Source organism: Rhizobium sp. 2YAF20 (assembly GCF_052114685.1).
Classification (GTDB): Bacteria; Pseudomonadota; Alphaproteobacteria; order Rhizobiales; family Rhizobiaceae; genus Rhizobium.
Genome location: NZ_JBFRFF010000004.1, coordinates 241,790 through 261,996 on the forward strand (window position 1 = coordinate 241,790; position 20,207 = coordinate 261,996).

Annotated in this window: 25 protein-coding genes and 2 pseudogenes; 11 read left to right on the top strand and 16 right to left on the bottom strand. The window is 58.9% G+C overall.

The window, feature by feature from the left end; translation table 11 throughout:
- Positions 1–15 precede the first annotated feature (15 nt).
- A complete protein-coding gene (locus AB4Z52_RS08780) occupies positions 16–780 on the bottom strand; it encodes an SOS response-associated peptidase (RefSeq protein WP_442217527.1) in 765 nt (254 codons plus the stop codon).
- Positions 781–899: 119 nt separating this feature from the next.
- On the opposite strand from AB4Z52_RS08780, the gene AB4Z52_RS08785 reads away from it, so the two are divergent.
- From AB4Z52_RS08785 to AB4Z52_RS08820, 8 genes are all read left to right on the top strand, one after another.
- On the top strand, positions 900–1,316 hold the full coding sequence (locus tag AB4Z52_RS08785) for an NUDIX hydrolase (RefSeq protein WP_442217528.1): 417 nt from the start codon (positions 900–902) through the stop codon (positions 1,314–1,316).
- A 35-nt stretch (positions 1,317–1,351) separates the two neighbouring features.
- On the top strand, positions 1,352–1,798 hold the full coding sequence (locus AB4Z52_RS08790) for a TIGR02301 family protein (RefSeq protein ID WP_442217529.1): 447 nt from the start codon (positions 1,352–1,354) through the stop codon (positions 1,796–1,798).
- A gap of 104 nt (positions 1,799–1,902) precedes the next feature.
- Positions 1,903–2,160 (top strand): hypothetical protein, encoded by a 258-nt coding sequence (locus tag AB4Z52_RS08795; RefSeq protein ID WP_111158629.1) that lies wholly within the window; start codon positions 1,903–1,905, stop codon positions 2,158–2,160.
- 22 nt (positions 2,161–2,182) lie between these two features.
- Positions 2,183–2,941, top strand: coding sequence for a hypothetical protein (locus AB4Z52_RS08800; RefSeq protein WP_442217530.1), 759 nt, complete (start codon positions 2,183–2,185; stop codon positions 2,939–2,941).
- 96 nt (positions 2,942–3,037) lie between these two features.
- Positions 3,038–3,877, top strand: a complete 840-nt coding sequence (gene ygfZ / locus AB4Z52_RS08805) for a CAF17-like 4Fe-4S cluster assembly/insertion protein YgfZ (RefSeq protein WP_442217531.1) — start codon at positions 3,038–3,040, stop codon at positions 3,875–3,877.
- On the top strand, positions 3,874–4,497 hold the full coding sequence (locus AB4Z52_RS08810; RefSeq protein ID WP_442217532.1) for a hydrolase: 624 nt from the start codon (positions 3,874–3,876) through the stop codon (positions 4,495–4,497). Before ygfZ ends, AB4Z52_RS08810 begins: the two co-directional genes overlap by 4 nt.
- The gene (locus AB4Z52_RS08815) at positions 4,494–5,021 is read left to right on the top strand and encodes a tyrosine phosphatase family protein (RefSeq protein ID WP_442217533.1); all 528 of its coding nucleotides are present in this window, start codon (positions 4,494–4,496) and stop codon (positions 5,019–5,021) included. The genes AB4Z52_RS08810 and AB4Z52_RS08815 overlap by 4 nt, the downstream gene beginning before the upstream one ends.
- Positions 5,022–5,125: 104 nt before the next feature.
- Positions 5,126–5,932 carry a mechanosensitive ion channel family protein gene (locus tag AB4Z52_RS08820; RefSeq protein ID WP_442217534.1) on the top strand — a complete coding sequence of 269 codons (807 nt, stop codon included), beginning with the start codon at positions 5,126–5,128 and terminating at the stop codon, positions 5,930–5,932.
- Between the two features lie 67 nt (positions 5,933–5,999).
- On the opposite strand, the gene AB4Z52_RS08825 is transcribed toward AB4Z52_RS08820, so the two are convergent.
- Entirely contained in the window at positions 6,000–6,347 is a 348-nt protein-coding gene (locus AB4Z52_RS08825) for a hypothetical protein (RefSeq protein ID WP_442217535.1), read from the bottom strand.
- 298 nt (positions 6,348–6,645) lie between these two features.
- On the opposite strand from AB4Z52_RS08825, the gene AB4Z52_RS08830 reads away from it, so the two are divergent.
- Positions 6,646–7,293 (top strand): HD domain-containing protein, encoded by a 648-nt coding sequence (locus AB4Z52_RS08830; RefSeq protein ID WP_442217592.1) that lies wholly within the window; start codon positions 6,646–6,648, stop codon positions 7,291–7,293.
- 8 nt (positions 7,294–7,301) lie between these two features.
- Positions 7,302–8,156, top strand: a complete 855-nt coding sequence (locus tag AB4Z52_RS08835; RefSeq protein WP_442217536.1) for an MOSC domain-containing protein — start codon at positions 7,302–7,304, stop codon at positions 8,154–8,156.
- Positions 8,157–8,171: 15 nt separating this feature from the next.
- Here the strand turns inward: AB4Z52_RS08835 and recO are convergent, their stop codons facing one another.
- The 11 genes and pseudogenes from recO to rpoZ form a co-directional block, all read right to left on the bottom strand.
- Positions 8,172–8,945: a DNA repair protein RecO gene (gene recO, locus AB4Z52_RS08840; protein ID WP_442217537.1), complete on the bottom strand. Its 774-nt coding sequence runs from the start codon at positions 8,943–8,945 to the stop codon at positions 8,172–8,174.
- A 79-nt stretch (positions 8,946–9,024) separates the two neighbouring features.
- Positions 9,025–9,491, bottom strand: a pseudogene (locus AB4Z52_RS08845) (hypothetical protein).
- Positions 9,492–9,628: 137 nt separating this feature from the next.
- Positions 9,629–10,381: a Crp/Fnr family transcriptional regulator gene (locus AB4Z52_RS08850; protein ID WP_442217538.1), complete on the bottom strand. Its 753-nt coding sequence runs from the start codon at positions 10,379–10,381 to the stop codon at positions 9,629–9,631.
- A 132-nt stretch (positions 10,382–10,513) separates the two neighbouring features.
- Positions 10,514–11,464: a GTPase Era gene (gene era, locus AB4Z52_RS08855; RefSeq protein WP_442217539.1), complete on the bottom strand. Its 951-nt coding sequence runs from the start codon at positions 11,462–11,464 to the stop codon at positions 10,514–10,516.
- Between the two features lie 8 nt (positions 11,465–11,472).
- Positions 11,473–12,192: a ribonuclease III gene (rnc, locus tag AB4Z52_RS08860; RefSeq protein WP_442217540.1), complete on the bottom strand. Its 720-nt coding sequence runs from the start codon at positions 12,190–12,192 to the stop codon at positions 11,473–11,475.
- Positions 12,189–12,932, bottom strand: a complete 744-nt coding sequence (gene lepB / locus AB4Z52_RS08865; protein ID WP_442217541.1) for a signal peptidase I — start codon at positions 12,930–12,932, stop codon at positions 12,189–12,191. Before lepB ends, rnc begins: the two co-directional genes overlap by 4 nt.
- 116 nt (positions 12,933–13,048) lie before the next feature.
- Positions 13,049–13,453 carry a holo-ACP synthase gene (gene acpS, locus AB4Z52_RS08870; RefSeq protein ID WP_442217542.1) on the bottom strand — a complete coding sequence of 135 codons (405 nt, stop codon included), beginning with the start codon at positions 13,451–13,453 and terminating at the stop codon, positions 13,049–13,051.
- Between the two features lie 39 nt (positions 13,454–13,492).
- Positions 13,493–14,083 (bottom strand): DUF2062 domain-containing protein, encoded by a 591-nt coding sequence (locus AB4Z52_RS08875; RefSeq protein ID WP_442217543.1) that lies wholly within the window; start codon positions 14,081–14,083, stop codon positions 13,493–13,495.
- Positions 14,084–14,225: 142 nt separating this feature from the next.
- Positions 14,226–14,375: a DUF3563 domain-containing protein gene (locus AB4Z52_RS08880; RefSeq protein WP_442217544.1), complete on the bottom strand. Its 150-nt coding sequence runs from the start codon at positions 14,373–14,375 to the stop codon at positions 14,226–14,228.
- A 187-nt stretch (positions 14,376–14,562) separates the two neighbouring features.
- Positions 14,563–16,785 (bottom strand): RelA/SpoT family protein, encoded by a 2,223-nt coding sequence (locus AB4Z52_RS08885; protein WP_442217545.1) that lies wholly within the window; start codon positions 16,783–16,785, stop codon positions 14,563–14,565.
- A gap of 99 nt (positions 16,786–16,884) precedes the next feature.
- Positions 16,885–17,289 carry a DNA-directed RNA polymerase subunit omega gene (gene rpoZ / locus AB4Z52_RS08890; RefSeq protein WP_442217546.1) on the bottom strand — a complete coding sequence of 135 codons (405 nt, stop codon included), beginning with the start codon at positions 17,287–17,289 and terminating at the stop codon, positions 16,885–16,887.
- A 311-nt stretch (positions 17,290–17,600) separates the two neighbouring features.
- Here rpoZ and AB4Z52_RS08895 point away from each other — a divergent pair, with 311 nt between their 5' ends.
- Positions 17,601–18,182 (top strand): LabA-like NYN domain-containing protein, encoded by a 582-nt coding sequence (locus tag AB4Z52_RS08895; RefSeq protein WP_442217547.1) that lies wholly within the window; start codon positions 17,601–17,603, stop codon positions 18,180–18,182.
- Positions 18,183–18,229: 47 nt separating this feature from the next.
- On the opposite strand, the pseudogene AB4Z52_RS08900 reads toward AB4Z52_RS08895, so the two are convergent.
- From AB4Z52_RS08900 to dapA, 3 genes and pseudogenes are all read right to left on the bottom strand, one after another.
- Positions 18,230–18,626 (bottom strand): annotated as a pseudogene (locus tag AB4Z52_RS08900) (DUF3830 family protein).
- Positions 18,627–18,640: 14 nt separating this feature from the next.
- Positions 18,641–19,120, bottom strand: a complete 480-nt coding sequence (gene smpB, locus AB4Z52_RS08905) for an SsrA-binding protein SmpB (RefSeq protein WP_442217548.1) — start codon at positions 19,118–19,120, stop codon at positions 18,641–18,643.
- A gap of 156 nt (positions 19,121–19,276) precedes the next feature.
- Entirely contained in the window at positions 19,277–20,161 is an 885-nt protein-coding gene (dapA, locus tag AB4Z52_RS08910; RefSeq protein ID WP_442217549.1) for a 4-hydroxy-tetrahydrodipicolinate synthase, read from the bottom strand.
- Positions 20,162–20,207: the final 46 nt, after the last annotated feature.

The window sequence follows — 20,207 nt, forward strand, 5'->3', positions numbered from 1 at the left end:
GGAAGGGATTGGCGGTCAGAAAAAGCTCAACTGACCATCGTCGGGGTCCGGCTTCGCTGCAGGCTTTGGCGGACGCTCGACGGCCACGGGCTCCTGTAGATCGGCGCCCATGTTGGCAACCTTGTTGACGCGATCGGACACCGCAATCATTTCAAGGAAATCCTCTGCGGCCGGCGCGAGCAGATCAGTCACGTCACGCGGTTCCTGTGTCTTGCAATCGAGCCAGCGCGCAAAATCCTCCGGCTTGATGATCACGGGCATGCGCTCGTGGATCGCAGACATCGCCCGGTTTGCCTTGGTCGTCATGATTGCAGCAGTGTCGACCTCGGAACCATCGGCGGACGACCAGGTCTCCATCAGCCCGGCAAAGGCCAGGATGCCGCCGCCCCGCGGCCGCACCCAATAGGCCTGCGGTTTCTCGCTGGTTTCCTTGGCCGGCCGGTGCCATTCATAGAAACCGGAGGCCGGAACAAGGACGCGGCGGTGGCGCATGGCGGCCCGGAACGACGCCTTGCCGATGGCCGTTTCGGCGCGCGCGTTGATCAGCAGCGGAAACTCCTTCGGGTCCTTGACCCAGCCTGGCGTGAACCCCCAGCGTACCAGAAGGGCGCCACGATCGGGAAGATTGCTGCCCCTGTCCTGACCTTCTCCGGCGATGACCACGAGGATGGGTTGCGTCGGCGCAATATTATAGCGCGCGGGAAAATCTTCGAGCTCGAGCAGCCCAAGCAATTCCCGCACCTCTTCCGGGGTGGCCGTCAAGGCAATTCGTCCGCACATCCGGCTTGTCTGGCATCACGAAATGGCGCGGTCAAGGATCGGGTTCAAGGATAAGACATGGCGGCCAATCTGCAGCCATGCAATTATGAGCGGACGCAAAAGAATCTCGGTTCGGCACAATGACAATGCTCCCCCGTCTTGCCTCCTCGGCAATCCTTGAACGCGACGGCCAGTTTCTCCTGGTGCTGCGGCGCAACCCACCATCGGCTGACATGTATGCCTTTCCGGGAGGGCGAGCCGAGGAAGGTGAGACGCCGGAGGAAACCGCGATCCGGGAATTCGCCGAGGAGACCGGCATCAGCGCGCGCAATGCGCAGCTGTTTGCTACCTATGACCTGCCGACCCACGCCAAGGACGGGACGGTTCACAGTCACTTCTTCCTATCGGTCTTCACTGTTGAAGCAGACGAGGATACGGTCGCGGTGGCAGCCGACGACGCGGCCGATATCGGCTGGTATACAGCTGGGGAAATCCGCGAACTTCCGGTTCCCCCGAGCGTAATTGACTGCATCGAGCGTCTTAGCAAAGGCGAATAAACAGGTGAAAACATTGAGCAGGCCTTGATACCGTCATGCTCTGGGTATCAAATAATCACATGATTCTTCGCCGTTCCGTTGTCGTTCTGGTGCTTGCCTGCGCGTTTCCCGGGCTATCGGCCCTCGGCCAGCCTGCGGCGAACACGACGGCGCCAGCTACTGAGGCGACGGAGCGGCCGGCGCCATATGACGACGATCTGACGCGGCTTTCGGTGATCCTTGGCTCGGTGCAATATCTGCGCAGTCTATGCAATACGACCAAGGAAGACGACTGGCGCCTCGGTATGCAACAGTTGCTCGACGCGGAGACGAAGAGCGAACCAAAACGGCGCGAAAGACTGACTGCCGCCTTCAACCGTGGCTATAGATCGTTCGCTTCCGTCTACACCGATTGCACATCTCAGGCGATCGTGGCAGAAGAGCGCTACCGTAACGAAGGTGCAACACTCGCTACAGAAATAACCGCACGCTTTGGAAATTGACTATTTATTAACCTCTTTCGACGGCGAGCCGTGTCGTTTTAGGAAAAGGCTGTTAAAGTTGTTAACCGAGCGGTAAGGACATGGACGTTTCGAGGAAAGAAGCAATGCAAACAAGCCTCAACGACATTGACGACATGATCGTCCACGAAAAGATGCAAGCCGCCCTGGAATACCAGAACGAAGCCTGGGCGGACGGCATGGCTGACGGGATAGAACCCGAGATCATCGCAGACGCCGCCATTGCGCATGCGATTCGGGAAACCATCCGCATCATTGGAGAACACGGCGCCGAAGCCTTGCTCGAATCACTGCGCGATCGCATGCTGGCAGGCGAATTCTCTCCGAACCGCGCCCTGCAGTAATAGCAACAGCAAGAGACCTTTGATGCGCACCGCCTTGGGCAATGACCGGCGACCTTCCGTTGCCTCGCTCCTTACCGCAACAATGCTCGCCGGCGCTGTTTTCCTGCCCTTGCCTGCTTCTGCATTTTCGCAGTTGAACGGCCCGGTCTTGCAAAAGCCCGCACCCGCTGCCAGGGAGAAGCCGGTGCAGCAGGCGCTCGAAGCACCATCCAAGACCATTCCCATGCCCGACCCGCTGGTAAACGACAAAGCCGGCCAGGGGTCATCGAGCGGTAGCGGGGCCGACAGTTCTGCAGCCAACGCAAAATCCGTCGAGGTCATCTACGATATCAATAAGGCCCCGGAGCCGGTACGCAAGCTGCGCGAAATGATCGTCGAAGCGGCGGCATCCGGCGATCTGGAGCGCCTTCGTCCGTTGATGAATGTCGGCGGCGGGCTCAAGCAGACGCAGGTTACGGCGGATGATCCCGGCGAAGACCCGATCAAATCGCTGCACGATCTTTCTGGCGATGCCGATGGCATCGAGGTTCTTTCCATCCTCCTCGACATCATGTCGACGGGTTTTGCCCATGTCGGCGCAGGAACCCCCGACGAGATGTATGTCTGGCCCTATTTTGCCGAGAAGGACATCAAGACGCTGACGGCGCCCGAGAAGGTCGATCTGATGCGAATCGTCACTGCGGGCGACTATTCTGACATGCTGGAATTTGGCGGTTACAATTTCTACCGCGTCGGCATCACGCCTGACGGAAAATGGAAATTCTTCTCCGCCGGTGAGTGATAGCAACCTTTGCGTCGCCGGCCTCAAGCGTTGAACCTTGCGGTTCGCCGCTCCAGAGCTTACCTCTATGGGACAGGCCAACGTGACGGGATTCCCATGCCAGCCGTATATCTGAAAGACCGTTCCCTGATCAGAGTAGCCGGCGCCGATGCCGAGCCTTTCCTTCAGAATTTGATTACCACGGACCTTGCTGCCCTTGCTGAAAACGAGGCGCGTCCCGGCGCACTGCTGACGCCGCAGGGCAAGATATTGCTCGACTTCATGGTCTGGCGGGACGGCGCCGATCTGGTTCTCGAAACCGACAGCGACCAGCGCGATAGCCTGTTGAAGCGTCTGATGATGTACCGGCTGCGTGCTGCCATCGACCTCAAGGCGGAAGACGTCGAAGGGGTTACCGTGTCCTGGAATGTCGCTCGGATCGGCGACCGGAAGGATGCAGGTTTCGCCAAGGCCGGGGTAGACCTGTCTCGCAGTCCGGGAAACCATGGCGGCGACGATCCTGCGCTTTACGATGAGCTGCGGATCGCCAACGGCATTGCAATATCGGGCAAGGATTTCGCCCTGCTGGATGCATTCCCGCACGATGTGCTGATGGACTTCAATGGCGGCCTGTCCTTCCGCAAGGGCTGCTATGTCGGCCAGGAGGTGGTTTCGCGGATGCAGCACCGCGGCACGGCGCGTCGCCGGGTCGTGACCGTTTCCGGCGACGGCGCCCTGCCGGCAACGGGCACCGAGATCACCTCAGGCGGTAAGCCGCTTGGCACGCTTGGCACGGTGTCGGGCAAACGTGGCCTCGCCATTGTCCGCACCGACCGGGCCGGCGAAGCCATGGCTAGCGCGACGCCGATCCTTGCCGGCGAGATCGAAATATCTCTGTCGCTGCCCGCATGGTCGGGCCTCTCTTTCCCAACCGGCGTCGACGAGGCGTCCGCGTGACATCGACGAGCGCACCGCGGGCTTGGCAGCGGATGCTTTCCGGTCGCCGACTGGATTTGCTCGACCCCTCGCCCCTCGACGTGGAAATCGCCGATATCGCCCACGGCCTTGCGCGCGTCGCCCGCTGGAACGGCCAGACGTCGGGCGATCACGCCTTCTCCGTCGCCCAGCATTGTCTCGTCGTCGAGGATATCTTTGGGCGTATCGCGTCGGCGACGACGGACGAATTGCTGGTTGCCTTGCTGCATGACGCGCCGGAATATGTCATTGGCGATATGATCTCGCCGTTCAAATCGGTGGTCGGCGGCGGCTACAAGACGGTCGAAAAGCGTCTGGAAGGCGCCATACACATCCGTTTCGGGCTGCCTGCCCATCCGCAGCGCGCGCTCAAAGACCGGATTAAGAAGGCCGACACGATCGCCGCCTATTTCGAGGCAACCTCGCTTGCCGGCTTCAAGCCGACCGAGGCACAGAAATTCTTCGGGCAGCCGCGTGGTATCGTCAAGGATACGCTGCTGCTCAAGCCCCTGCCGGCGATCGAGGCTCAACGCCTTTTCCTCGAGCGTTTCGAGATCATTGAACGGGATCGGCGAGCGCAAAACAGGACCGAAAAGCCGTGAGCGCGATCGTGGTCGCTCCCCTCGCCCGTATTGCCGAAATGGCGGTGCGGCATCGATCTCGCGAGATGATCAGCCTGATTGCCAAGGAGCAGGCGTTTCACCGGCCCGCCGTGATCTCGGCCGAGCGGCATTTGCTGCTTGGGATGAACGACATCACCTTTGCCGGCACCGGCGGACTGGTTGCGCCGCAGGAGGCGCATGTCCAGGCCATTATCGATTTTGCCATAACATGGGATCGCAGTGCGCCGCTGTTGATCCACTGCTGGATGGGCGTCTCGCGCTCCCCCGCCGCGGCGTTGATTGCAGCCCTCGCCGTCTATCCGGAAGAGGACGACGTGCTGCTCGTCCGCCGCCTGCGATCCGCCTCCCCACACGCCACGCCGAATGCGCGGCTGATCCAGATCGGCGACCAGATGCTAGGGCGAGATGGTCGACTGATGGAGGCCATCCGTGCTATTGGCCGTGGCGCCGATGCCGACGGCAATGCGCCATTCGTGCTGACACTTGACGAGCCTGTCTCGTAGGTGCGCGGACATTTCCGGATTTCGAATGGCAATTCATTCGTTGACGCGCCCGGCATATGCTCCATCTAGGGCATCACGAGCAAGAGGGACACTCGGATATATTCATGGAACAGCAAGCAACAAGCGTCATCGTCGCCACGCAGACGGCACTTAGCCAGGCAAGCGCATTGGCGGTGCAATATTCCTTCTCCATCCTCGGTGCGGTCATATTGATGATACTCGGATGGACGCTGGCGGGGCTTGTCAGCCGCTGGGCCTATGAAGGCATTTCCCGCGTCAAGGGCATCGACGAGACGCTGGCCCGGTTCTTCACCAACGTCCTGCGCTATGCGCTGCTGATCCTGGTATTCGTCACCGTGCTTGGCCAGTTCGGCGTGCAGACGGCGTCGATCATCGCCACTCTCGGCGCTGCCGGCCTCGCCGTCGGTCTCGCACTTCAGGGCACTTTGCAGAACATCGCGGCCGGGATCATGCTGCTTGTCCTGCGCCCCTTCCGCGTCGGCGAATATATCGAGACGGGAAGCATCACCGGGATGGTGACCGAGATCGGCCTTTTCGCGACCGAGATGAAAACCGGCGACGGTCTATACCGGCTGGCTCCGAATTCAACTTTGTGGAACACGCCGATCACGAACTACAGCCGCGAACCGCTTCGCAAGTTCGATGTGACGTTCGGAGTTGCCGCGACGCAAGACCTGGAGCTGGTCTTGAACACGCTTCTTGACGTTGCCAAGTTCGAGCCGCGTGTCGAAAAGCAACCCGAGCCGCAGGTCTTCGTCAACAGCCTTGGCGGCACGATCACCATCACGCTGCAATATTGGGCGAAGACTGCGCAATGGGCGACGACCAGCCGCGACATGCTTCGGCGAACGAAGAAAACCTTCGACGAAAAGGGCATCACGATCGTCTGATCGACCAAATGAAAACGGCTCGCCTGTGGGCGAGCCGCGTCAACACATTTTCAAGACCGGATGCCGCTCAGGCGACATTGTCCAATTCATACTGGCCATAAGTTCCACGATATGCGTCGATCGTCTGCTGATCGGCGATGGTCGTAGCTGCACTTGAACTCATCCCTGCCTGCATCAGCGAAAGCTTGGTGTAATCTGTTTGCGCCGAACTCGGCAGCTGCATGAGCTTGGCAGCAAGGCTGCTCAGCGGACCACCGACGGTGCTGTCATTAGCGGGATCGGCGTCGAGAAGTCCTGGGGATTGCCCCGCAGCGCGTTCGTCGCTGCTGAGCATGCCGTCACCGTTCTGGTCGAGACGCGAAAGCGTCCCTCGGTACGGATACGAACTAGTTGCTATGGAAGAAACATGGGACATACAAACCTCCTATCGGAAGAGGGTCGCCTCATGCGACCTCGTTTGTACGCAATACATTCGGGTTGATCTACACGCGCTGATAGCTCGATTTGTGAGTCGCGTCAAAGAGTTTGTTAATGGCTGTTAACCTTAGTTGAAAATGTATGAATACATCTGCGTCCGCGCTGCTTGGCCGAGAGGCCGGATGCGGCCGCACTGGGGCTTGATTTCGGAGCGTTTCCTGCCACTCGCGATTGTGCCGAATCTCCAGACGGGATACGAAGCACAGGATGATCTGGCGCGAGGATAGCAGGTGAATATGGATACTGCAGCGGGCGCGTTTGCTCCATTTGAAGCGCTGGCCAGGCAGCTTTTGCCCCATGCCACCGAGGGCGACGACGGCTCGCATGACGTGGCCCATATCCTGCGCGTCTTCAAGAACGCCATGGGCATCCAGGCTCACGAAGGCGGCGACGCCCAGGTGCTGGCGGCATCGGTGTTGTTGCATGATTGCGTCTCGGTCGAGAAGAATTCACCGATGCGCACCCAGGCCTCGGCGCTGGCTGCGGCCAAGGCCTACGAAATCCTGAAGAACCTGGACTGGGCGGAGGGCGACATCGCCGCCGTCGCCCACGCCATCATCACGCACAGTTTCTCGGCCAACATCGCGCCGGAAACGCTGGAGGCGAAGATACTGCAGGATGCCGACCGTCTCGATGCCATCGGCATGGTCGGCGCGGCGCGTTGCTTCTACGTCGCCGGACGCCTGGGCTCGGGACTTTACGATCCGCTCGATCCGCTGGCTGTCGACCGCCCGCTCGACGACAAGCGTTTCGCCATTGACCATTTCGAGACGAAGCTGTTCAACCTGACGGACGGATTCCAGACGGTCACGGGACGCGCGCTCGCAAGCGAACGTCATCTGCGGCTGAAGTCGTTCCTGGACATGTTCATCGACGAAATCTGAGGGGTGCCATGCGCATCAGCGACCTTTTCATCTATCCGCTCAAAAGCGCGCGCGGGATCGCCATACCATCGGCCGCTGTCGATGCCTTTGGCCTTATCGGCGATCGCCGCATGATGATCACCGATCCAGCCGGGCATGGGATCACACAACGGGAACTCCAGGAACTGGCGCAGATCGATGTCGAGCCGGGACCGACCTCCACCCGCCTCAAGATGCAGGGAAAAGCCGATATCCTGGTGCCGACACCGCAGCCAGAGCGGCGCATGGAGGTGGATATATGGAGATCGGTCATCAGCGCCGCAGTTGCCGAGGATGGGGCAAACCGGCAGCTTTCGGAGTGGCTTGGGCGTGAGGTCAAGCTGGTCTTTTTCGACGGGCTGGCCAGGCGCGTCGCGAACCCGGAATGGGCAAGCGGCGACACGCCGGTGACTTTCTCCGACGGTTACCAGATCCTGGTAACGACCTCGGGTTCGCTAAAGGCGCTGAATGCCGACCTTGCCAAACACGGCGAGGGATCGGTCGGGATGGAGCGCTTTCGACCCAATATCGTCATCGACTGTGACGAGGAATGGCCGGAAGATCGCTGGGCTGCGATCGAGATCGCCGGCATCAGGCTCGATTTCGTCAAGCCCTGCGCCCGCTGCATCATGACGACGCAGGACCAGACGACAGGGTCGCGCCACGTGCCAAACCCTATGCCGGCGATGGGCCGGATTCGCATGTCCGCCGACCGCCGCGTGCCCGGCCCGCTATTCGGATGGAATGCAGTGCCGCGCGGCGCGGGCACGGTTGCCATTGGCGATGAGGTCACAGTTGCCAAAGCACGGCCGGAAGGCTGGGCGTTCAAGGCACGACGGGCGTAATACAACAGCGCCGGGTCAGGCTGATTTGGGCTCTGGCACCGGGCGATCCGACAATGCCGTCGCATTCAAAGCCTTCAGAGCCGCCTGCACAAATCCGTCGCGCGTCGATCCGGCGTCGAGGCCGCGCGGCTCGTAGACATGGCGGTGCAGGAAGAAGCCGGTAAGTCGGAAGGCGGCGGCAAGGCTATCGCAATCGGCAGCCGTGGCATTGTTCGCAGCAAGGAAAGCCGGCAGCGCCAGCATCTTGTCGGCCCATGGCTCGCCGGCGCTTCGCGAGACGGCGCGGCCGGATTTCGGCGAGACATAGGCGAGATCGTCGCGCGCGCCGGTCGCGGCGCATTCGACAAGGTCGAGGCCGAAGCCCAGATCATTGAGCACCGCAAGCTCGAAGCGAACGAAGAGCTCTCCGGCATCGGCGGGGTCATGGAGATTTTCGAGGATGACGTCGAGCGCGTCGTAGAGATGCGGATGGGGATCGCGCTCGGGCAAGAGCCGCAGCAGCGCACCCATTGCCTGGACGCCATAGACCGCGGTTGCCGTTTCCATCAGCCGCGCCGCTCTCAAGCGGACCGGCTCGATGCGGAATTCGCCGAGATGCTCGTCAAGCCGCGCCCGCCACGTCGCCTCGATTTGATTGCCCGCCTGCAGGACCGGCTGCATGGTCCGCGACCGGCCGCCGCGCACGAGACCCAGATGCCGGCCGCGATCACGCGTCATCACCTCGACAATGACGCTTGTCTCGCCGTGACGCTTCACACCCAGAATGATGGCCTGATCCTGCCACTGCATAAGCGGCTTGTCCTATGCGCTTTTTCGAGTCGACTTTAAAAGAAATCGAACGTCCTGTCATGGCCGGATCGGTGAAGGATCAGATCGCTTGGGGAAACAGCTTTTCAAGAAAATGGCGCATGGCCTTTTCGTCGAAAGGCTTCACCAGGAGGGGCATGCCCTGCATATCGGCGGGAAAATCCAGCGTGTCCGAATAGCCGCTAACAAAACCGAAGGGAATACCGCGGTCGATCAGCGATCGTGCGAAGCCGAAACTCATCGCTTCCCCCAGATTAACGTCGAGCAGCGCGAAATCATACATGCTCACACTGACGGCCTCGATCGCCTGCTCCAGGTTGGACGTGATTTCAATCGTCTCCACGCCGATCTCGCGGAGAACCTCCTCAGCCTCCATGGCGATAATGAGGCTGTCTTCGAGAATAAGAGCCCGTCGCGCGATCATGGCGTCGCCGTTCCCACATGGCGGCGCTTGCAAGAGCCGCCTGGTCGAAATTCCCACATCTATACCTCCGGCACCCCGCATGGCCCGTCCTGTCTGGAACACACTCGTAAATCCGTTTTGCCCGCCGCTTTCCCGCAAACAGTTAATGAAATCCAAAACTGGTCGAAAAATGACGCTTTCGACAATCTATGCTGTCTGTAGCCCCAGCGCATTTAAAAAAGACATGTAAGTAAATGCAACTTTAGATGAATGGCCTTTTGCCCTCGCCTAGCCCCTCCCACTCCGCCAGACCGGCCAGCGCCTGGCCGTCCAGCACATCGCAACCACGCTCCTGCCACCGGATAAAACCTCGTGACGCGAGCTTTTTCAACGTCTTGTTGGTGTGAACGATGGAGAGACCCAGCGTATCGGCAATATGCTGCTGGGTGATCGGCAAGAAACTACGCCCGTTGAAGAGCTTTAACGCAGAAGCACGCTGGTACAAATAGGCAAGCAGATAGGCCGCTCTTTCGAGAGCCGATCGACGACCTATGCTCAATAGATGCTCGTCGAGAATACGTTCCTCGCGCGCTGCGATCCAGGTCAGATCGAAGGCAAGAGAGGCATGCTTGTTGTAGAGCGTCATCAGCTTGTTGCGCTCGAAAACGCAAAGGGTGATCGGCGAAAGCGCCTCGACCGAGTGTTGCATCTCGCCCATGACGGTGCCTTGGAGGCCGATCAGATCGCCGGGTAAGACATAGTTCAATATTTGCCGGCGCCCATCCTCGAGCATCTTGTAGCGGAAACCCCAACCGGTCAGGACCGTGAAAAGATGTGCGCTGTGAGAACCTTCAACAAGGATGGTCGAACCTGCGTCGATAGCAAGTTCGCCGGTCTTGAAGACCTCGACGAACTCGAGCTCGTCCGCAGCGAATTCACGGAAATGCGGCAGTCCGCGTAACGGGCATTTCTTGCAAGGGGTTTTTGCTTCGTGAGTTGCTCTTGTGGTTGCCATTCGTGATCTTGCGGCTCGAGGCGGGGAACAGCGACTTGTCCCTGGCCACCGTCACTGCATCAACGCATGACCTTAGGCTCTGTTCCATAGACTTTTGATTTTTATGGACAAACGCCCGACAGCGGCGCTGTGTCAGCCCTTCGGAAAGTCGAGACCCATCTCACGGAAGCGCGCCGGGTCATCGCCCCAGTTCTCGCGAACCTTGACGAACAGGAACAGATGCACCGGCTGATCGAGGATTTCGGAAAGCTCCTTGCGCGACGCCGTCGAGATTGCCTTGATCGTCTCGCCGCCCTTACCGAGAGCGATCTTCTTCTGGCTATCGCGCTCGACATAGATCACCTGCTCTATGCGAACCGAGCCGTCCTTGCGCTCTTCCCATTTTTCCGTTTCGACATGCGAGGAATAGGGGAGCTCCTGATGTAGGCGCAGAAACAGCTTTTCACGGGTGATCTCGGCAGCAAGCTGGCGGATCGGCAGGTCGGAGATCTGGTCTTCCGGATAATACCAGGGCCCTTCCGGCAGGGTCTTTGCCAGATAATCCATGACGTCGTCGCAGCCCGAACCGTTTTCCGCCGAGATCATGAAGGTCTTGGCGAAGTTGATCTTTTCGTTGGCGACGCGCGCGAGTTCAAAAAGGTCCTCGCGCTTTACCTGGTCGATCTTGTTGAGCACGAGGATCTTCGGCTGGAAGACTTCCTTTAGACCCTCGAGGATGGCATCGCCATCGCCCCTGAGGCCACGCTCGCTGTCGATCAGAAGCATGATCAGATCGGCATCCTTGGCACCGCCCCAGGCAGACGTCACCATGGCGCGGTCAAGTCTTCTGCGCGGCTTGAAGATGCCCGGCGTGTCCATGAAGACGATCTGCGCATTGTCGTGGATTGCAATGCCGCGCACCACGGCGCGCGTCGTCTGCACCTTGTGGCTGACGATCGACACCTTGGCGCCGACGAAGCGGTTGACAAGCGTAGACTTGCCGGCATTCGTTGGCCCTATCAGCGCAACAAAGCCCGAATGGGTCGGACGAGTATCGATTTCGGGGGCGCCGTCGCCGGCAGCCATGTCTTCAGTTTCGGTCATATTTTCCGTCATTTCCCGGCAGAAGGTGTCTGCCAAATGCCTTCGCGCTCCAGGATCTTCGTGGCAGCCACCTGTTCGGCCGCACGTTTGGAGCGTTCTGTTCCAGTTTCAGGCGCAGTTCCGGCAACTTCCACCGTCACCGTAAAGCGGGGATCGTGATCCGGTCCGCTGCGGTCTTCAACCCTATAGATGGGTGTAACACCAAACTTGGCGTGTGCCCATTCCTGCAATTCCGTCTTGGCGTCCCGCCTTGCCCCGTCAGGGCGAATGGCACGGCCTTCCCAGTAGCGCAGAATGAACTTGCGGGCAACTTCGAGCCCGCCATCGAGATAAAGTGCTGCAATCAGGCTTTCGACGACATCGGCGCGAACGTTCAGCATTCGCTTTCCGGTCAGTTTCTTCACATCGGCGCCAGTGCGGATGAAGAGGTGCAACTGCATCTCGTCGGCGACAAGCGCGCAGGTCTCGGCGCTGACCAGCTGGTTCAGGCGAACAGATAGCTCGCCTTCCGCCGCATTTCCGAACGTGCGAAACAGCAATTCTGCAATGCACAGACCAAGAACACGATCACCAAGAAATTCGAGGCGCTCGTAGTTGCCGCCCTTCTGGCTTCTGGCGCTGGCATGTGTCAGCGCCCAATCCAGGCGCTCTTTCTCTTCGAATTCGTAGCCGATGGCTGCTTGAAGCTTGGCACGATCCGCCGATGAGAGCGTCTGCGCTTTGCTCATTCGACAACCTTGAAAATGCGGTCCCAACGCATGTTCGTCGGCCATTTCCAGATCTCGCGGAACGAGGTGTCGTTACCGAGCGAGAAGAAGATGACGCTGGCGCGGCCGACAAGGTTCTCGGCGGGCACATATCCGACGTCGAAGCGGCTATCCAGCGAGTTGTCGCGGTTGTCGCCCATCATGAAATAATGGCCTTCGGGCACGATGAATTCGCGCGTGTTGTCACCGCGCGAAACCGGAGACTGGTCAAGCGTATCGTAGGTCTTGCCGTTATCCAGCACTTCCTTATAGACCGGAACATCGTCGCCCGGATCGAGCTTGTAATCCGAGGTGAACGAACCGTCCGGCTGACGCGGAACCGCCTTGCCATTGATGTAGAGTATGCCTTCCTTCACCTGGATGTGGTCGCCAGGAAGACCGACGAGACGCTTGATGTAGTCAACATCGGGATTGGGCGGGAAGCGGAAGACGACGACATCGCCACGCTTGGGCTCACTTGCGAAAATACGGCCGCTGAAGATGTCGGGTGAAAAGGGCATCGAATATTTCGAATAGCCGTAGGCGAATTTGTTGACGAAGATATAGTCGCCGACGAGGAGTGTCGGCATCATCGAGCCTGACGGGATGGTGAACGGCTGAAACAACACCGTACGGATGATCATCGCGAGCAACAGCGCCTGAATGATAACCTTGATATTTTCCCAAAGGGCGCTCTGCTGTTTTTCTGCTTTCTCGGACACGCAGTCTTATTCCTTTTTCGCACCCCACCGGCGCAGTGTGTTTTAAGGGACTCTCTATCCGCTTCATATCACGGCGGCAATGAGGCGAACATTAAAAGCAGGTAACCCCCGCCATTTCAGGCTTGATGCGGAAGCGCCTCGATAATCACGAAGGCTTGAGCAAGCGGGAAATCGTCGGTTATCGTCAAATGGATGGCAGCATGATGGCCTTCCGGCAACATTGAAGCCAGTCTTTTTGCCGCTCCGCCCGTCAGTTGCATGGTGGGTTTGCCGCTCGGGAGATTGACGACGCCCATGTCGCGCCAGAATACGCCCTGGGCAAGACCGGTGCCGAGCGCCTTGGAACAGGCTTCCTTGGCAGCGAAACGCTTGGCATAGGATGCCGCCTTGTTGCGCCTGCCCTCGGACTTGGCCCGCTCGATATCGGTAAAGCAGCGGTGGGTGAAGCGCTCTGCGAACCGCTCGATCGATTTCTCGACGCGCCGGATATCGATCAGGTCGCTACCGATGCCGATAATCATGAAACTCCCCCGCCGAATTCCGCATATGACCCATCGCGATCAGACACTCGGCACGTTTTCAGCGGCAAGCGTCAGGCGCTCCCGCGCGCGGTCCAGCAGCTTGGCTCTGCGACGAGCCTGAAAACCGCGAACGCCATAATAGGTGATGCCATAGACGATCAAGCCGGAGATGATGGCAGGCGGCACGGCGCCGATCAGCATCGGCTTCAAGATAGGATCCCAGAGTTGGCTGAGGTCCAACTTCTTGAACAAGGCCGGCAGATCGATGCCGTTGCTGTGCTCATGGCCGTCCATGCCAAGGACAAGACGGCCAATCTCCCAGGTGATCGCCCAGATGAACGGATAGGTCAGTGGATTACCGGCGGCAAGGCAGCCAAGCGCCGCGGCGACTAGATTGCCGCCGACGACATAGGCAAGCACGAATGCCATTATTATATGGACACCGATGAACGGCGTCCAGGACACCAGGATGCCGGCCGTAAAGCCCGCGGCGATCGCATGGGGGGAAGCGGTCAGACGCACGATGCGCTTCTGAAAATAGCGCAGCGGTCGCAATGGACCCTTGCGCGGCCAGAGGGCCTCCCGCAATTTCTCACTCAGTGTTGGTGGTTTTCGGCGGCGAAACAACATGCCGCATATCTAGTGCAAGGGGTGCCGCCATGACAAGGGCACCGACGCATATGATATTAGAATAGCAAACTTGCGAGGCCATTCTCTTCAGGGGCGCCGCAAATCTCGCGCCCCCTCTCCTATTTACAGTATCGTCTTGTAATTAAAGCTGGCGGAACAGGCCGCGATCAACCTGGCGCTGGCGATATTCAAGATCAAAACGGTCATTCGAGCCGTTCAGGTATGCCATTTCGCGCTCTTCAATGCTGCGGGGACGCAGCGAATTAGCGAACTTCTTGATAGGTCCAAACATCGTCTTACCTCATCTTGGTTTCATCTTTTCGATGACCACAACATAGGCGTTGCAAGGGTCGATTACCACCGCTTTAAAACGAGTGCAGTCCTGCGCACGGCGCATAGCTATGTCATAGGACGGTCAAAAATGATTATAAAACGGTCACAAATTATGCAGTCGGTCAAAACTGCGGCGCAGGATTTAATTATTCGTAAAGCCGCTTCACCGTTGCGATGCAATCGAGCTCCTTCAGTTGCACCAGCATCTGGTTAAGCTGCCTCAGATCCCACACCTCGACATCGAGCGCCATTTCCGTAAAATCCGCCGCGACGCGCACCGTGTTGAGGATGCGGATGTTCACGTCGATATCGGCAACCGTCTGCGAAACCTTGGCAAGCGTTCCCGGCTCATTCAAGGCATTGATCAGGATGCGGGCCATGAAACGCGACTTGTTGGCCTCGTCGAGATCCCAGCGGACGTCGATCCAGCGTTCCGGCTGATCATCGAAGCGCTGCAGCACGGGCGACTGTATCGGATATATGGTCATGCCCTTGCCTTTTTCCATGATGCCGACGATGCGATCGCCGGGAACGGCGCCGGTCGGGGCAAAATGAACCTCGACGTCTGCCGCCAGGCCGCGAATGGGAAGGGCCTCCAGGCCATCGCCTCCGACGCTGGCGAGATCGGCCGTGTTCTTACCGGGGATCTTGAAGATCATGCCGGAAGCGCTACGAACATTAAACCAGCCTTCGTCGCCGGCAGGCTTCACAGTGACGCGTTCATCCTGATGATCGGGGTAGACAGCGCGCAAGACATCGAGCGAGGACATCTCACCGCGGCCGACTGCCGCAATCGCATCCTCGACGTCCTTCTGGCCGAGACGATGCAGCGCGGGCTTCAACGATTCCCTCGAAAAGATCTTGCCGGCGCGCTCGAAGGTGCGCTCCAGAATGCGGTGGCCGAGGCCGGCATATTGCTTGCGGATCGCCATGCGGGTGGCCCGGCGAATTGCGGCGCGCGCCTTGCCGGTGACGACGATCTCTTCCCAGGCAGCCGGCGGAACCTGCACGCCGGAGCGGATAATCTCGACTTCGTCGCCGTTGGCGAGGCGCGTGACGAGCGGCATGATGCGGCCGTTGATCTTGGCGCCGACTGTCGTGTCGCCGATATTGGTGTGCACCGCATAGGCAAAGTCGATCGGGGTGGCGCCACGTGGCAGGGCGATCAGCTTTCCCTTCGGCGTGAAGCAGAAAACCTGGTCCTGGAACAGCTCAAGCTTGGTGTGTTCGAGGAATTCTTCCGGGCTATCGCCTTCGGCAAGCGCCTCGATCGTGTGGCGCAGCCAGGAATAGGCGTTGCTCTCGCGCGAAAGCAGCGCGCCCTCGATATTGGTCGGATCCTTGTAGAGCGCGTGAGCGGCGATGCCATATTCGGCGATCTCGTGCATGCGCATGGTGCGGATCTGCAATTCGATACGCTGGCTCGACGGTCCGACAATGGTGGTGTGCAATGAACGGTAGTCGTTTTGCTTCGGTGTCGAGATATAGTCCTTGAACCGGCCGGGAACGACGCGCCAGCGCGTATGGACGATCCCCAGCGCCCGGTAACAGGCGGGAATGTCCTCGACGAGGATGCGGAAACCGTAAACGTCGGAAAGCTGCTCGAAGGACAGGGATTTCGACTGCATCTTGCGAAAGACCGAATAGGGCTTCTTCTGCCGGCCCTTGGCCACCGCATTCGACAGGCCGTTGGCGACCAGAAGGTCGCGCAGCTCGGTTTCGATCTTCTTTACCAGGCCTTCGTTGCGCCGCGACAGCTCTTCCAGGCGCTTGGTGACCGTATCATGCGCTTCGGGATTGATGTGGCGGAAGGAAAGCTCCTCCAGCTCTTCGCGCATATCCTGCATGCCCATGCGGCCGGCGAGCGGCGCATAGATATCCATGGTCTCCTCTGAGATGCGGGCCCGCTTCTCCTGCGACATATGCTCGAGAGTGCGCATATTATGCAGACGATCGGCGAGCTTCACCAGGAGGACGCGCACGTCATCGGAGATGGCAAGCAGGAGCTTACGCAGGTTTTCCGCCTGCTTGGCCTTCTTGGTAACCAGATCGAGTTTCTTGATTTTTGTCAGGCCCTCGACGAGCCGGCCGATATCCTCGCCGAACAGCTCATCAATCTCGGCGCGCGTCGCGGTCGTATCCTCGATCGTGTCGTGCAGCAGCGCAACGGCGATCGTCGATTCGTCGAGATGCATGTCGGTAAGGATTGCAGCGACTTCGAGGGGATGGGAAATATAGGGGTCGCCGCTGGCGCGCTTCTGCTGTCCATGCTTCTGCATCGCATAGACATAGGCTTTGTTCAGGAGGGCTTCATTGGCGTCGGGCTTGTATTTCTGAACGCGCTCAACGAGCTCGTATTGCCGCATCATCCAAAGCTACTCCGATAAAACAAAAGCGCGCCAATCGGGTGACTGGCGCACACATGGTTCATCATCATATCGCTCTGCGACAGAGCATCAAGCGCAGGATCAGTAATCGTCGCTTTTTTCTGGCGGAACAAGACCTTCGATGCCCGCAAGAAGCTCTTCTTCCGACATCTGGTCGAAGGTGACGGCTTCCGGCTGGTCGTCTTCCTGCTCGTTGTCGGACGATGCGGAGGAGCCGGCGCTCGCAAGGCTTGCCGGATCAGGCTCCGGCTCGTCAACTTCGACGTGCTTCTGCAGCGAGTGGATGAGGTCTTCCTTGAGGTCGTCGGGAGACAGGGTCTCGTCGGCAATTTCGCGAAGCGCTACAACCGGATTCTTGTCGTTGTCGCGATCGATCGTGATTGCAGCGCCCTGCGAAACAAGCCGAGCACGATGGCTCGCGAGGAGCACGAGCTCGAACCTGTTTTCTACCTTATCGATGCAATCTTCTACTGTGACACGGGCCATTGCCTGTCCTTTACGGGTCGTGATGTCGTCGACATGTCGTGGAGTTAGGATGCCCGATACAATCAAACGAAGGCAAATTCAAGTTTTTCCTGACGGTACCGTACCAATCCTTGTTTTGCGCTCCAGATTTCGTTAGACAAATTGCTAATTCTACCTATGGTTGCTTGGAATATTTTAAAGGGTGCCCTAAATCTTCTGTATATGAATAATTCATAAAATAAATGAATTGTTCGCCCAAGTTGATGCAAGAGATTGTTTTGATTGCAGTTTGGCGAAATTATTACGTTTAGATAACAATGGATAAACAGACGATGTTTGACCCGCGCGAAAAAATTGCACTGTTCATCGACGGCGCCAATCTGTACGCCGCTTCCAAGAGCCTCGGCTTTGACATCGATTACCGCAAGCTTCTGAAAGCCTTCCAGAAGCGGGGCTACTTGCTGCGCGCCTATTATTACACGGCGCTCATCGAGGATCAGGAATATTCGTCCATCCGCCCGCTGATCGACTGGCTTGATTACAACGGCTACAAGGTCGTGACCAAGCCGGCAAAGGAATTCACGGATTCTATGGGACGCCGCAAGATCAAAGGCAATATGGACATCGAGCTTGCCATCGATGCCATGGAGCAGTCCGAAACGGTGGATCATCTGGTGATCTTTTCCGGTGACGGCGATTTTACGACGCTTGTCGAGGCTCTGCAGCGGCGCGGCCGAAAGGTTTCCGTGATTTCCACCATGGCAACCCAGCCGCCGATGATCGCCGACGATCTGCGTCGTCAGGCCGACCACTTCATCGACCTTATTACACTGAAGGCGGAGATTGGCCGAGATCCTTCGGAGCGTCCACAACGACAGATTGAACCGGCCGCATCGGGCGACGTCGAGGACTGAGGTTTCGGCGTTCGCCGGGTTTGTTCAAAGTCCCCTGGACAAGGTGTTCAGCCCATCGCTTCGAAGCTGGTTGGCGCGGCACCGTTCGATAGGACACGGCGACCCATTTCCTCGAATTGTGCCTGGCCCTCGATGACGGTCAGGAAATGGTTACCGGCCAAGGCGCCCATCTTGCTTGCAAATGACGAGCTGCCATAGGCGAACAGCAATTCCGTTTCGCAATTGCCGCCGGGATAAAGCAGGGCATCGCCACGCGACGGGTGGCTGGTTTGATTTTCAAAACCTACGCCGAACTCGAAATCGCCAAGCGGCACCCATACCGCCGCGCCGCTCCAGCGCGAATGGATGGCCTTGTTGCGAAACGGCAGCCTTGAAGATGTTGCAGGTGAGCGGGGCCTTTTCCAACTCAAGCCGCGCAACGAAATTGAGATCGCCGATCGATATCCTCTGCCGTTCTACTAGCCGTGATCCTTGAGAACCCGGCTCTTCTGCCGGTTCCAATCGCGCTCCTTCTCCGACTGGCGCTTGTCGTGGAGCTTCTTGCCCTTGGCAAGCGCCAGCTCCAGCTTGGCCCTGCCCTGGTCATTGAAATAGATCTTCAGCGGGATGAGCGTCATGCCCTCGCGGTTGATGCCCACGCGCAAACGGCCGATCTCGCGGGCGGACAGCAGCAGCTTGCGCCGGCGGCGCGGCTCGTGATTGAAGCGATTGGCTTGCAAATATTCTGGCAGGTAGGAGTTGATCAGCCAGATCTCGCCGCCTTCATCCGATGCGTAGGATTCGGCGATATTGGCCTTGCCTTCGCGCAACGCCTTGACCTCGGTGCCCATCAACATGAGCCCGGCTTCATAGGTGTCCATGATCTCGTAATTGTAGCGGGCCTTGCGGTTCTCCGCGACAATCTTCTTCACGACGCGTTGGCTGCCTTTGGGTGCCATGTCTTCTTGTCCGTCCTTCAAATTCAGCCGCGTCTTCTGCGACACGAAATCGCAAAGCTGCTGATCGTCCAGAGCATTAGATAGGGGAGTGTGACGGCCTTGTGAAGGCGGCTGGCGTGGAGAGGCGCAATTAGGTCGCCTCGCCCCGCCGATCCGTCAGTTTAAAAGACCGGCATGGCGCATGGCGCTGTCGATGGCGGCTTCCGTGCCCGGCTCAAGCGTCGGCAACAATGGCGAGCGCACGTTCCGGCTCATGCGGCCAAGCCTGGCCAAGCCGTATTTCGCGCCACACAACCCCGGCTCGATGAAGATCGCCCTGTGCAGCGGCATCAGGCGATCCTGATAATCCAAAGCCTTGGCATAATCGCCGGCGAGCGTCGCCGCCTGCAGCTCGGCGCAGAGGCGCGGCGCCACATTCGCCGTGACCGAAATGCAGCCGACGCCGCCATGGGCGTTAAAGCCGAGGGCAGTTGCGTCCTCGCCGGACAACTGCCTGAAATCGTTGCCGCACGTGATGCGCTGCTCGGAAACACGCTCGATCTTGCCCGTCGCATCCTTGACGCCGACAATATTGCCATAGGCCTTGGCAAGCGCGCCCATCGTTTCGGGCGTCATATCGACGACCGAACGGCCGGGAATGTTATAGATGTAGATCGGCAGCTTCACCGCCTCGGCGATCGCCGCGAAATGGGCGTAGAGGCCCTTCTGCGTCGGCTTGTTGTAATAGGGGGTGACGACGAGAACGGCGTCCGCTCCGACCTTTTCGGCATGCGAAGCCAGCTCGATCGCTTCCCTGGTGTTATTGGAGCCGGCGCCGGCCATGACGGGAACCCGCTTGCGCGCCACCTCAATGCAGAGTTCGACGACCCGTTTGTGCTCCTCATGCGAAAGTGTCGGCGATTCACCCGTGGTGCCAACGGGAACGAGCCCGCTGCTGCCTTCCGTGATCTGCCATTCGACGTGGGAAGCGAAAGATTGCTCGTCAACCTTGCCCGCATCGGTGAAGGGCGTGACGAGAGCGGGAATGGATCCCCTGAACATGCAAGACTCCTCGAGGCCTGGCATTCACGCTTCAGCCGCATTCCAT